General features: G+C 56.7%; 11 protein-coding genes. All 11 read left to right on the top strand.

What is annotated here, in order from left to right; all coding sequences use genetic code 11:
- Positions 1–70: 70 nt before the first annotated feature.
- The 11 genes from ACOMDU_RS02230 (at position 71) to ACOMDU_RS02280 (ending at position 13,422) form a co-directional block, all read left to right on the top strand.
- Positions 71–832, top strand: coding sequence for a type IV toxin-antitoxin system AbiEi family antitoxin domain-containing protein (locus ACOMDU_RS02230; protein WP_421128813.1), 762 nt, complete (start codon positions 71–73; stop codon positions 830–832).
- A complete protein-coding gene (locus ACOMDU_RS02235) occupies positions 819–1,793 on the top strand; it encodes a nucleotidyl transferase AbiEii/AbiGii toxin family protein (RefSeq protein ID WP_421128814.1) in 975 nt (324 codons plus the stop codon). Before ACOMDU_RS02230 ends, ACOMDU_RS02235 begins: the two co-directional genes overlap by 14 nt.
- A 7-nt stretch (positions 1,794–1,800) precedes the next feature.
- A complete protein-coding gene (locus ACOMDU_RS02240; protein WP_421128815.1) occupies positions 1,801–2,115 on the top strand; it encodes a hypothetical protein in 315 nt (104 codons plus the stop codon).
- Positions 2,116–2,168: 53 nt separating this feature from the next.
- Complete coding sequence (locus tag ACOMDU_RS02245; RefSeq protein ID WP_421128816.1) at positions 2,169–3,593, top strand: relaxase/mobilization nuclease domain-containing protein; 1,425 nt, start codon at positions 2,169–2,171, stop codon at positions 3,591–3,593.
- A gap of 391 nt (positions 3,594–3,984) precedes the next feature.
- Positions 3,985–4,194: a helix-turn-helix domain-containing protein gene (locus ACOMDU_RS02250; protein WP_421128817.1), complete on the top strand. Its 210-nt coding sequence runs from the start codon at positions 3,985–3,987 to the stop codon at positions 4,192–4,194.
- Between the two features lie 48 nt (positions 4,195–4,242).
- Entirely contained in the window at positions 4,243–4,791 is a 549-nt protein-coding gene (locus ACOMDU_RS02255; protein WP_421128818.1) for an RNA polymerase sigma factor, read from the top strand.
- The gene (locus tag ACOMDU_RS02260; RefSeq protein WP_421128819.1) at positions 4,778–5,140 is read left to right on the top strand and encodes a DUF4179 domain-containing protein; all 363 of its coding nucleotides are present in this window, start codon (positions 4,778–4,780) and stop codon (positions 5,138–5,140) included. The genes ACOMDU_RS02255 and ACOMDU_RS02260 overlap by 14 nt, the downstream gene beginning before the upstream one ends.
- Positions 5,127–5,753 (top strand): histidine kinase, encoded by a 627-nt coding sequence (locus ACOMDU_RS02265; RefSeq protein WP_421128820.1) that lies wholly within the window; start codon positions 5,127–5,129, stop codon positions 5,751–5,753. The genes ACOMDU_RS02260 and ACOMDU_RS02265 overlap by 14 nt, the downstream gene beginning before the upstream one ends.
- Positions 5,750–6,379: a PrsW family glutamic-type intramembrane protease gene (locus ACOMDU_RS02270; RefSeq protein ID WP_421128821.1), complete on the top strand. Its 630-nt coding sequence runs from the start codon at positions 5,750–5,752 to the stop codon at positions 6,377–6,379. The genes ACOMDU_RS02265 and ACOMDU_RS02270 overlap by 4 nt, the downstream gene beginning before the upstream one ends.
- 159 nt (positions 6,380–6,538) lie before the next feature.
- Positions 6,539–6,892, top strand: a complete 354-nt coding sequence (locus ACOMDU_RS02275; protein ID WP_421128822.1) for a glycosyltransferase — start codon at positions 6,539–6,541, stop codon at positions 6,890–6,892.
- The gene (locus ACOMDU_RS02280) at positions 6,889–13,422 is read left to right on the top strand and encodes an InlB B-repeat-containing protein (protein ID WP_421128824.1); all 6,534 of its coding nucleotides are present in this window, start codon (positions 6,889–6,891) and stop codon (positions 13,420–13,422) included. The genes ACOMDU_RS02275 and ACOMDU_RS02280 overlap by 4 nt, the downstream gene beginning before the upstream one ends.
- The last annotated feature ends 177 nt before the right edge of the window (positions 13,423–13,599 follow it).

The following is a 13,599-nucleotide window of genomic DNA, read 5'->3' on the forward strand; positions in this document are numbered from 1 at the left end:
TTACTCAAAGAGATTGTAAAAACTACCTCTCTGTGCTATAATGTCTACGAACGTTAGAGAGGTGAGCATTATGAAGCACTATGAGAAGCTGCTGGAATTAGGCTGTTTCAGCAAAAACGATCTGGAGCAGATCACCGGCAGCGAAGCTGCGGCCAAATGGCTTTGCCGGGAGTATCAAAAGAAAGGCTACATTGAGCGCGTAAAGCGGGATTTGTATGTTGCTATCAGTCTGGAAACTCAACAGCCCATTGCCAACCGCTATGTGATAGCCTCTCACATCAGTAACGATGCCGCCGTATCGTATCACAGCGCTTTCGAGTTTTACGGTTACAGCAATCAGGTCTTTTACGAAACGCAAGTGACCAGCGAGAGCCGGTTCCGGGATTTTGAATACGACGGCGTGACATACCGGCGGATTGCCCCGCGCATTACTGGCGGTATCACCGAGATAAACGGAACCCGTGTCACAACGCTGGAGCGGACGGTAATTGATTCTATCAATCTGTTTGAGAAAATCGGTGGGCTGGAAGAACTTTTGCGCTGCCTTGCGCTGATCCCCGCGCTGGATGAAGCAGCGCTTTCAGCCTGCCTCGCGGAGTATGAAAGCGGCTTTCTCTATCAAAAAACGGGCTATATTCTGTCCGCCTTTGCAGCCAGTCTCGGCCTCTCTGATAGTTTTTTCGCCATGTGCAAATCGCACCTCCCGAAAGGAAAATCCTATTTATCAAGCGAGAGCCAAGGCTTCATCTGGCACGAGGAATGGAAGCTGTATGCGCCGAAAAATCTGATGCACATGATAGATAAAGGGGTAACAGACTATGATGCAATTTGACAGAATGTCCTTGGGCAAGAAAGCCCGTGAATTGGGCTTCGTCCGTGATACCTTTGAAAAGGTTTGCCGTCTGGCCGATGTGCTGGATTTTATTCAAAAGGATGAGCTGCTTTCCAACGCGCTGGCGCTGAAAGGCGGAACGGCCATTAACCTGACTATCTTTAATTTACCCCGGCTGTCTGTTGACATCGACATGGACTTTTCTGAGAATGTTCCCCGTGAAGAAATGCTTGCAATACGGAAGCAGATCACGGAGCGGATCAGTAAATACATGACCGCCGCAGGGTATCATCTGAGCCAGAAATCCAAAACGTATCACGCTCTGGACTCCTTTGTTTATGAGTATCAAAATACTGGCGGGATGAAAGACAACCTCAAAATCGAGATCAATTATATGCTTCGCTGCCATGTGTTAGCGCCGGTGCGCAGGACGGTCAATCTGCCTTGGCTGGAACAGGAGCTTACTGTTTTGAGCGTCGATCCGCTGGAAATCTACGGTTCAAAGATCGTTGCACTTCTCAACCGCGCAGCTCCCCGCGACCTCTACGACATACATACAATGATGGAGTATGGATTGTTTGACGAATCGCAGGAACCCATGCTGAAAAAGTGCGTCATGTTTTATAGCGCCATTGGCTCCGACAGCGTTCCAGACCGATTCCATTTCGAGCAGATCGCCTCGGTGTCCCAGCAGCGTGTCAAAACCGACCTTATCCCGGTACTGCGCCGTGGCACTTGGTTTGATGCGCAGCAGGCGCATGAACAGGTCATCGCCTATCTGGAAAAACTGCTGACGCCGGACGAACGGGAGCTTTCCTTCTGGACTTCGTTCGGCCAGCAGGAATACCGCCCGGAGCTGCTTTTCCAAGACGCAGATATTCTCGCTCGTATCGGGCAGCATCCGATGGCACTCTGGAAATGCAGCGATAGGCAGAATAAGCCCGCAGCAGAAACGGACTGAGGTCAGTATGAAGAAGCACGGACATTACTGTAAAATCTGCGGCGAGTATAAGGCAAACGAAAAATTCTCTGGCAAAGGTCATGCCGCCCATATCTGCAAAGCCTGTTCTACTCTGCCACCGGAAAAGAAAGCTGAGATGCTGGCAATCAACCGGCTGCTGAATCTTCCGTGGCAGCTTTCCAAAGAACAAAAAGATTGGTTAAGGCGCAGGACGCATGATCGCCGCACCGAGGTCAAAGCACTTGCCCAGCAGCAATACGAAGTGCGTTTTGGATACGCGCACACTTGTGATGAGCTGGATGATGCAGAAGAAATAGAATAGTGTAAAACGGTCTGCTTCGGCAGGCCGTTTGACTTTTCAAGGAGGTGTCCAACATGGCAACCACGCGCCTGATGCCTCTGCACACTGGCAAAGGCCGCACGGTGGGACAGGCCATCAGCGCTATCATCGACTACACCGAAAATCCGCAAAAGACGGACGGCGGCAGGCTGATAACAAGCTGGCAATGCGACAGCAGGATCGCCGACGCCGAGTTTCTTTTCACCAAGAATCAGTACATCCAAAAGACCGGCAGAGTGCACGGCGAGGACGATGTGATCGCCTACCATCTGCGGCAATCCTTTGTCCCCGGAGAGATCACACCGGAGGACGCGAACCGTTTGGGCTGTGAGCTGGCCAAGCGCTTCACCAAGGGCAATCACGCCTATATCGTCTGCACCCATATCGACAAAGCCCATATTCACAATCATGTGATCTGGAACTCCACCGCACTCAGCCAGACCCGGAAATTCAGAAACTTTTGGGGCAGCAGCCGCGCCGTGCGGCGGCTCAACGATACCATCTGCATCGAGAACGGCTACTCCATCGTGGAGAATCCGAAGCGCCACGGCAAGAGCTACAACAAGTGGCTGGGCGACAAAAAGAAGCCCTCCCACCGGGAGCGGATATGCGCGGCCATTGACGATGCGCTGGCGCAAAAGCCCGACAGCTTTGAAACGCTGCTGGAGCTGCTGCGGCGGGCCGGGTATGAGGTCAAGGGCAAGAAAGTCCCGTCCCTGTTAGGCGGCGAACAGAAAAAATCCATTCGCATGGATACCCTCGGCGTCGGTTATACTCCCGCAGATCTCCGCGCGGTGATTGCAGGTGAAAAGGCGCATACGCCGCAAAAGAACGTCGCCGCGCCGGTCAAACCGGAAAAGCGCAGCGGGAATCTGCTGGTGGACATTCAGACAAAATTACGCGCTGGCAAAGGTGCCGGTTATGCGCGTTGGGCGACGTTGTTCAATTTGAAGCAGATGGCACAGACGGTGGCCTATCTGCAAGACCATGAGCTTTTAGATTACGCCGTTCTCTCAGAGAAAGCGGCGGAAGCGTCCGCTCACTTCAACGAGCTTTCCGCAAGGATTAAGGCTGCGGAAACACGCATGGCCGAGATTGCGGTGCTGCGGGAGCATATTGTCAATTACGCCAAGACCCGCGATACCTACGTTGCCTATCGCAAGGCCGGGTACTCCAAGAAATTTCTTGCAGAGCATGAAAGCGAGATCACGATCCACAAGGCCGCAAAGAACTATTTTGATGGACTGGGCTTCAAGAAGCTGCCCACCATCAAGGCGCTGAATACCGAGTACGCCGAGCTGCTGGCGGAGAAGAAAGCGGCCTACGCCGACTACCGAAAAGCCCGTGAGGAAATGAAAGAGCTGCTGACGGCCAAGGCCAATATCGACCGTATTCTGGAGCTGGACAAGGAGCAGGAGGAAGCGAATGAACGACGGGAAAAAGAGGCAGAGCAGCGCTGAGCTGCCTGCCCATAAGCGATTTGCAAAATCGCGCAGCCGATGGATTTATCCATCGTTCCAGAACACAGTTTTTGTGTTCTGCGGGGATTGGGGCAGCGCCCCAACAAGCATGAAACAGGCGGGCTCCGTGTAAACGGAATCCGCCTGTTTTTGCAAAGTGGGTACCGCTTTGCATTGCTTGCCGCTTTCTTGCCCCCGTTCGTACCCCCGTTTTCCCCTCTACCCATACTACAATCCGAAAGGGGCGTTTTGGCCAGTTTCGGAGGACTTTTTCAAAAAATGTCGCTCCTATCCGTAACTTTTCTCTGAACACTTCGCCGGATGCCTTGTGTTTCTTCGGATATTCGTATATAATGTATCGTGTTGAGTATTATCCATGCGGAGGTGCGGTATGAACGGGATCAAGGGCTATATCTCCATTCGGGAGGCGTCCTACCGTTGGGGCGTGTCAGAGCGGCGGGTCAACCAATATTGCGCCGAGGGGCGGATCCCCGGCGCGTCCCGGTTCGGGCGTTCATGGGCGATCCCGGAAAACGCGGAAAAGCCCTCCGACCCGCGCTTTCAGGAACAGCGCCGCGATCCCGGCAGGACAAGCACCTGACAGACTCCCGGCTACATTTGAAGCAGCCGCAAAAAGGAAGTGAACGTTATGACCTGCGACGAGAGCTTATACCGCCAATATCTGAGCGGCGACGACGAAGGGCTCAATGCCCTGATGAAAAAATACGGCGACCCCCTGACCCTGTATATCGACGGCTATCTGCACGACGTTCACGAGGCGGAGGAGCTGATGCTGGATGTTTTCGCCTATCTGTTCACGAAAAAGCCCCGCATCCGGGACGGCGGCTTCAAGGCGTATCTATATAAGGCGGCGCGGCACATGGCGCTGCGCCATAAGAGTAAACGAAAGCCCCTGTTCAGCCTCGATACGCTGACCGGCGAGCTGGACGGGCGGCTGCTGGCGGAGGAGGTCATCCGGACAGAGGAGCGAAACCGCATCCTGCACTTCTGCATGGATGAAATGAACCCGGACTATCGGGAAGTCCTCTATCTCACCTATTTCGAGGATATGAGCTACGCACAGGCGGCGGAGGTCACGGGAAAAACGGTGAAGCAGATCACCAACATGGTGTATCGCGGAAAGGAAAGCCTGCGAAGGCTCTTAGAACGGGAGGGAATCACAAATGCGGAGTCATGAGGAACGGGTCGCTGAGACGAAGCGGCGCATCGCCCAAATTGAGCGGGAAAAACGGCTGCGGCGCAATACGATCACCATGGCTTCTGCCGTGGCGGCGTGTCTTGTGCTGCTCATAGGAGCGTCCCTCGCCATGCCCGGCATTGCCGCAAACATCCAGACAGGCGACTACTCCGGCTTTGAAACGGCGGCCAGTATGTACGGCGGCGGCGCTGCCTTGGGATACATCGTCATAGGGCTGCTGGCGTTTTTACTCGGCGTGTGCGTGACCGTTCTGTGCTTCCGGCTGCGGCAGATGAGCCGTGAGGACGGGCAGAACGAGGAAAGCGAGGATGCGCATGGAGCTGATTGAGAACCTGCTGCAACTGCTGGTCACGTTCGTGGGTGCGCTGCTTTCGGGTATCTCCTACCGGAAAAGCCGCAGGCAGGCGTATTTTCTGCTGCTGTGCTTCTACGGCTGCTTTGCCCTTGGTTCGCTCTACTGGACGCTGTATCTGCTGCTGTTCGACACCACGCCGCGCGTCTTTTATGTGTCGGAGTTCGGCTGGGTGGCCAGCGTCATTTTCCTGCGCATTTTGCAGGCCACGCTCTCCACCCCAGAGGAACGCGCCTTCCGCTGCCGCAGGGCATGGCTTGCGCCTGTGTTCGGTGTGCCGCTGCTGGCGTTCTATTGCACCTTCGGGGACATCCTCTCCAACCTGATCTGGTGCGGCATGATGATCGTTCTCTCTTACTGCGCCATCCGGGGGCTTGTCTACACCAATGGACAGACGGGCACGGCGCGGAATATGCGGTGGTTTCACATCGGCGTGCTGTGCTTTGCCGGTTCGGAATATCTGCTCTGGACGGCGGGCTGCTTTTGGCCGGATACCTCACCGGCAAGCCCCACCTTCTGGTGCGATATGCTGCTGACGCTTGCCATATTGGGGCTGCTGCCCGCCACGAGAAAGGCGGTGGAAGCGTGACCTATATCGAAAACATCTTTCTCTGCATGGTGTCCCCGCTGCTGGTAGCCGCATTGTGCATGGGCAGGCGGCAGCTCCGCTTCTTCCTGTTCTGCATGGCCGGGATGGGGGTGTGCCTGCTTTCGGCCTATATCAACACCTTCCTCGCGGCGGTGTGTCAGGCGGACGCCCTTGCCGCCACGGCGGAGATCGCGCCGGTGGTGGAGGAAATGATGAAGCTGCTGCCGCTGGTGTTCTATCTTCTGGTGTTCGAGCCGGAGGGAGATAAAATCAAGGCTGCGGCAATAACGGTCGCCCTGGCCTTCGCCACCTTTGAAAATGTGTGCTATCTCATCCAGAACGGCGCAGACCGCTTCTCCTTCATTTTCTTCCGGGGCTTCGGCACGGGAGCGATGCATGTGCTGTGCGGTCTGATCGTGGGCGGCGGGCTTGCCTACACATGGCGGCGGACGTGGCTGAAGGTGGCCGGCACGTGCGGGCTGCTGGGCGCGGCCATCACATTTCATGCCATCTATAATCTGCTCATCGCCCACGGCGGCGCGGCGCAGTACATCGCCTACGCCCTTCCGGTGCTGCTGGTGGCGGCGGGAAGATGGTCTGCGTTCCGCTTATCGCAGAGGAAATAACCGAACATTTACTCCCTGAGAGCTGCTTTTTGGCGGCTCTCAAATTTTTTTGAAAAATTTTGCGTTTTGGGTGAGAGTTTTTTCGATTTTTTGTACCTATATAAGTGAAGGGGTTTTTAAGCCGCATTTCAAAAAATCCAGAGAGGAGGTTCAAACGAAATGTACGATACCGCAAGACGGGTCGCACTCGTCAAACAGCGGGTGCGGGAAAACGCCCGCCGAAGGCAGCGGCGCGAGGCAATAAGCCTCTCCGCAGCGTGTATGCTGCTGTTCGCGGCGCTGATGCAGACAGCGGGCACGGTCGTCGCTCCGGGACAGACCGCCGCATGGGGCGTGTTCGGCGCGATGCTGCTGCGGGAGGACGCGGGCGGCTATGTGCTGGTGGCCGTCGTCTCCTTTGCAGCGGCGGTGGTCATCACCGCGCTGTGCTTCCGGCTCAGAAAAAGAGAAAACCGGAGAAAAGACGGGACGGATAAGCCGAACCAACACGAAAAGGAGGAGAAAAGCCAATGAAGAAACGAATACTCAGTATCATGCTTCTATGCTGCATGGTGCTGACGCTGCTGCCGACAGCGGTCTTTGCAGCGGAGACCGGCGCGATGGATACTATCCCCACAAAATTTGATGTGGAGATCGATCTGTGCAATAGAACGAGCGACATCAACATCAAGGACAGCAAGACATACTATATCTATTCGTCCTCAAGCGATCCGGACTTTGTCTGGACCAAGAAGATCCAGATCAATGGAAAGAAGGCGGCACCGCACATTTTTCTGGACAACGTTAACATTCAGGTGAACAAGGACGCCAAGACACCGGCCATCGAGCTGCACGGAAAGGCGTCGGCGTATCTGTACTTTATCAACCGGGACAGTAAGCTGACGGGGGCCACCGGACGGGCGGCCATTCAGAAGAACCGCAGCGAGGGGCAGCTGTGCGTGCAGGTGATGGAGGGCACCACGGTGACATGTCAGGGCGGCTATAAAGCGGCGGGCATAGGAGGAAGCTGGGCGACCCGCAATATCGCAGAAAGTCTGTTCAACCTGGATATGTACGGTCACGGCGCAAATATGCACTTCGGCTCTCAGACGAACCCATCGCTCTGGAGCGGCACCATCATCGCCAAGGGCGGCGATGGAGGAGCCGGCATTGGCGGCGGCAGAAACGGCAGCGGCGAGAAGCTGTATTTCTACTCAGGTAAAATCGAGGCGAAGGGCGGCGAAGCGGCCTCCGGCATCGGCGGCAGCTTCAAGGGCCGCGGCCGCGATATCTACATCTACGGCGGCGATATTTCCGCCAAGGGCGGCGATGGAGGAGCCGGTATCGGCGGGGGCTGCTGGAAATCGTTGCAGGACATGGATGGCGACACCGCAGCCTATAATATCAACATTTACGGCGGCAAGATCAACGCCCACGGCGGATACAACGGCGCGGGCATCGGCGGCGGTCAGTACGTCCCGGCGCGCGATATCACCATCACCGGCGGCGAGATCACGGCGCACGGTACGCACGGCGCGGCCATCGGCGGCGGACGCTGGTGTCACGGTCAGAACATCACCGTGACGGACGCGAAGCTGAAGCTGACGACAGGATACTCTCGATACATCTCGGACGAGGCGGCAGCTATGGGCTACGGCGATCGTGTATACTTGGAAAAGGTATACGATATCGACGTAGGGAAAAGATATATAGGAGATCTTGTCAGGAACCCCCTGCCCGAAGACTACAAGTCCATCAAAATAGGCTCATACCATGGAAAGCTGGTGAAGCTGAAGGTTGAGGCGCAAGCCATCAACCGCGACGACGAGTTCGCCCTCTTCTGGAATCTCTATGATATTCTGATTCCCAATGAAAACGGGCGTATCGACGTGCAGCTGCTGACGCTGCCGTACGTGAAGAACTACGGCTGGGCGATCGAAGCGATGGAGATGGAGCTGATCGACGACCCCTGCAACGGGAAGCACGACTTCGGCTGGGTAAACCGGCAGTCGTGCCACGTCTGGGCATGCCGGAATATGAAATGTCAGGCGCGTGACCCGGTGGCACCGGAGTCCGCAAGTAATGGCAAGCACGCATCCAGCGGCTGGAACACGGAAAAGCACCAGCTGCTCTGCGATGTGTGCGGCCATGTGATGGAAACGGACACGAAGGCGCCGGTGCTGGAGGTGCTGAAGGACGGCGAGAGCTACACCGTCGAGGATAACATCAATGGAAATCCCGGCGCGTACACCTTCACCGTCAGCGACCCGGCGCTGAATGGTGAAGCGTCCTCCGGCATCAAGTCGGTGACCATCAACGGCGAGCCGCAAGCCGGCCCCACCTATCGTCTCCCCGCGCCGGATGGCGGCAACAATGACGCGGGAGCGGAATATACCGTGGTTGCGACTGACAACGCGGGAAACGAGACTACGGCCACAGTCAGAACCTACAGGCGGCACCACGTGAAGGTCATCAGCCCGGACGGCAAAAAGACCTACGCCGATCTGATGCTGCCGCACAATGAATATCTGGTGCTCCAGATCAGGCTGCCGGCGGGCGTGTCGGCAACGCTGACCGATGAGGCAGACAGGGCGACAATCCCATATGACAAGGAAAACGGAGAGTTCCGGGTAGGTCTGATCACCAAAAACCGGACGCTCGTGCTGAACTATTCGGCGAAGCATCCAAAGGTCGAGCTTCGCTTGGGGACGGGTCAGTACTTCACGGGATATAACGCGGATTCGGACGAACCGTATTATCTCAAAGGCGCGTCCATGGATGGGAATTCCTATCAGATAGGCATGTGGGTCGACACGGACGCGAAGCCGGGCTATTACCTCAGCTCTCCTAATCGCTACACGCAGGAAGAGCTGGCAGCGCTTGACGAGTCCCTCTGGAAGGAATACAAGATAGCGGAAGCCACGCCGGGATCGATCGTGCTGCCATTTATCTTAATCACAATAGACGCCGCGGAGTATAAAGAAAACGGCGGTTGGTATGTCTACGCCAAAGCCACGAACCCGACGGGAACGACCTATGTCTCTACGCCGAAGATGATCATTGACGTCGAGAACCCGAAAGCCATTGATTTTTCGACCGGCAAGGAACTGGTAAGCAACGGAAAATACTGGGGAGACCTGCGGTTCACAGTAGAGGACTCATCGCCCGTCACGGTTCGTCACTATACATCCCCGGGTGGGACCGCTGAACTTTTGACGCCGGATGAAAAGGGCGTTTATACGATCTCGGCAGAGTATGACGGCAGCACCCAACACATGCTTGTCATCGAAGACGCCTGCGGAAATACGACCTCCTACAAGTCGTTCAAGGTTTGCTGGAACTACCTGATCAATGTGCGGGAGAAGGACCATTGGGATGCGCCGCCTGCGCAGCCGATTCGTATTTCCAAGGGACAGAATCTGCAAGAGGCGCTCTCCAATATCAATATCGGGTTTTTTGCAGCTGACACCAACGGTTGGATACCTGTCGATGTTTCATGGAAGATCCCGGACGATTATGATCCGCAGTCCCGTCGGGAGCAGACCTTTACCGTCCTCGGCACGGTGGTTCTGGAAGGCACCGGAGCACGCTGCCCATCAGGACTCGATGTTGTCCCGCGTCCGGGAGAGGAGTGGAAGAAGAACATCTCGGTGCAGGTGACCGTGGAGGGCGACCCGCAGTATAAGGTGACGGTGCAGGATTGCGAAAACGGCAGAGTCAAGGTGGTGAACGCCGCGGGAACCGCCGAGGACGGCACGCCACTGTTCTTTAAGGGCGAGCTTGTCATGCTCTCCATTGACCCCGACGAGGGCTATATGCTAAGCACGCTGTCCGTCAATGGCAACCCTGCCGCCGTTGCGGTTGGGGACGATACCTATACCTTCACCCAGCCGGAGGGAGATGTTACCATCACCGCAGCGTTTGAAATGCGCAACGAGCATACCGTCACTTTTGACGCTAACGGCGGCTCCGAGCCTGAGGAGCTGCCCGAGGAGGTCACCACCGCAATGCCCGCTAAGAAGATATTGCACGGCAGCGAGTATTCTCTGCCGGAGTGCGAGTTTATTGCGCCTGAAAACCAGCAGTTCAAGGCATGGCAGATAGACGGTACGGAGTATCCGGTGAACGCCCCTGTGGCCGTCACCGCTGACATCACAGTCAAGGCGCTGTGGGAGGACGCGCCGCCTGCCCCTGTCGAGTACATCATCACCGTGACCAGCGGCGGCAACGGAACGGCTTCCGCTTCTCACGAGACTGCCGTGGTCGGGACGGAGATCACCCTAACCGCCACGCCCAACACGGACTACCGCTTCAAGGAGTGGCAGGTCATGAGCGGCGGCGTGACCATCACGGACAACAAGTTCATCATGCCGGAGGGCAACGTGGAGGTCAAGGCCATCTTCGAGGAGGACGCACCTGCGCCTGCCGAGTATACCGTCACCGTGACCAGCGGCGGCAACGGAATGGCTTCTGCATCTCCCGCAAAGGCTGTTGCCGGCACGGAGATCACCCTGACCGCCAAGCCTGACGAAGGCTACCGCTTCAAGGAGTGGCAAGTCATCAGCGGCGGCGTGACAATCGTGGACGACAAGTTCACCATGCCGGAGGGCAACGTGGAGGTCAAGGCCATCTTCGAGGAGGACGCACCTCCTGCACCTACCGAGTTCACCATCACCGTGAAAACGGACGGCAACGGCACATCTTCCGCAAGTCCTGCAAAGGCTGCGGCCGGTACGCAAATCACCCTGGCCGCTAAGCCCGACAACGGCTACCATTTTAAGGAGTGGCAGGTCATCAGCGGAGGCGTGACCATCGAGAACAATAAGTTCATCATGCCGGACAGCGATGTGGAGGTCAAGGCAATATTCGAGGAGGACGCACCTCCTGCGCCTACCAATCCCGCCAAGCCCAGCATCAGCGTAACAGGAACATATACCTATAACGGCTCTGTGCATACCGCGACCGTGAACGGCTATGATTCCACCACTATGAATGTCACCGGCAACACCGGCACGGACGCGGGCGACTATACCGTTAGCGTCACATCCAAGACCGGCAAATGGGCGGACGGCAGCACTGAGGCCGTGACCGCAGAGTGGAGCATTGGCAGAGCTTTGCAGGAAATACCTATCGGCTTGAGCAGTGTCGCGCCCTCCACCGAGGGCGGCAGCGACGGCAAAATCACCGGCGTGACCGACGAGATGGAATACCGTATGGCAGACGAAAGAATCTATACGGCGTGCAGCGGCACGGAGATTGAGAATCTGTCCGCTGGCCATTACTTCGTCCGCTATGCGGAGAATAATAACCACTTTGCCAGCTCCGATGCGGCGATCACTGTGGGTGAGGGTACGCCGCTTGCGGATTGCACAATCACCTTCAACGGCAACGGCGGCAGCGGCAGCATGGATTCCGTGACCGTCAAGGTAGAGACGAATTACATCCTGCCCGTCTGCGGCTTCACCGCTCCCACCGATCAGGAGTTCAAGGCATGGCAAATAGGCGGCACAGAGTACAAGGTGGGAGATTCCTACACCGTGCGCGGGGATACCGAAATCAAGGCGCTGTGGGAAAACAGCGTTATTACCCCCACCACCTACGCCGTCACCGTCAGCAATGACGGAAACGGAACCGGCACCGCAACTCCTTCCGCCGCTGCGGCCGGCACAGAAATCACCCTGGCCGCTACGCCCAACAAGGGCTATCACTTTAAGGAGTGGCAGGTCATCAGCGGCGGCGTGACCATCAAGGACGACAAGTTCACCATGCCGGACGGCAATGTGGAGGTCAAGGCTGTCTTCGAGGAGGACGTGCCTGCACCTACCGAGTTTACCATCACCGTGAAAACGGACGGAAACGGAACGGCTTCCGCATCTCTTGCAAAGGCTGCGGCTGGTACGGAGATCACCCTGACCGCCACGCCTAAAGAGGGCTATCACTTCAAGGAGTGGGAGGTCATCAGCGGCGGCGTGACCATCAAGGACGACAAGTTCCTCATGCCGAACGACAACGTGGAGGTCAAGGCCATCTTCGAAAAGGACGCGCCTGCACCCACCGAGTACACGATCACCTATGATCTGGCCGGCGGCACTGCGGAGGGCAATCCCGACACCTACACCATCGAGACGAGGACTTTCACCCTCAAGAATCCTACCAAATCCGGCTATACCTTCACCGGCTGGAGCGGCACGGGGCTTGACGGCGAGAACAATATGACCGTCACCATCCCAACGGGCAGCACTGGCAACCGAACCTATACGGCACACTGGCGTTATAATGGCAGCGGCCATTCTTACAGCTATTACACCATCAAGGCAACTGCCGGGGCTGGCGGCTCCATTTCTCCCTCCGGCAATGTCAGCGTCCGTGAGGGCCGGGATCAGACCTTCACCATCACCCCGGATAAGGGCTATGCTGTCGCCAACGTCAAGATCGACGGCAAGAGCATCGGCGCGGTGAAGTCCTACACCTTTGAGAATGTCAGCAGAACCCATACCATCGAGGTCATCTTTATGAAAGCCAACGGCAACCCCCAGACCGGCGTGTTTGTGGATGTAGCCACCGGCAGCTATTATGAGGATGCTGTCGATTGGGCAGTGGAGAACGGCATTACCAAGGGAACCGATGATACCCATTTCTCCCCGGACGGCATCTGCACCCGTGCGCAGGCCGTGACCTTCCTGTGGCGCACCGCTGGAAGCCCCGCCTCTAAAACCAGCACCATGCCCTTCACCGACGTTCCTGTGGGCAGCTACTACTACGACGCTGTGCTGTGGGCAGTAGAAAACGGCATCACCAAGGGCACCAGCGACACCACGTTCAGCCCCAACATGACCTGCTCCCGTGCCCAGATCGTCACATTCCTGTGGCGTTCTGAGAAGTCCCCGGCAGCGGGTACAGCCAATCCCTTTGCTGATGTGAAGTCCACCGCCTACTATGCTGATGCGGTATTGTGGGCGGTCAAGGAGAACATCACCAAGGGAACCACCAGCACGACATTCAGCCCCAATGCGGATTGCACCAGAGCGCAGATCGTGACCTTCCTCTGGCGCTGCAAGAAGTGACCGGCTGACATACGGCTAAACATCAAAGCCGCTGGCATGACCCCATAAGCGAACATCGGACAGCGCAGCGGACGGGCATCTCGCCCTGAAGCTGCGCTGTTCTCTTTTCGCTACAAGAAACAAATCAATGACATTTTGAGCTGCGCCGCTATCCCAGCGCGGCAAGGAGACAGCATT

It is taken from the genome of Vescimonas sanitatis (assembly GCF_049060325.1).
Taxonomy (GTDB): Bacteria; Bacillota; Clostridia; order Oscillospirales; family Oscillospiraceae; genus Vescimonas; species Vescimonas sanitatis.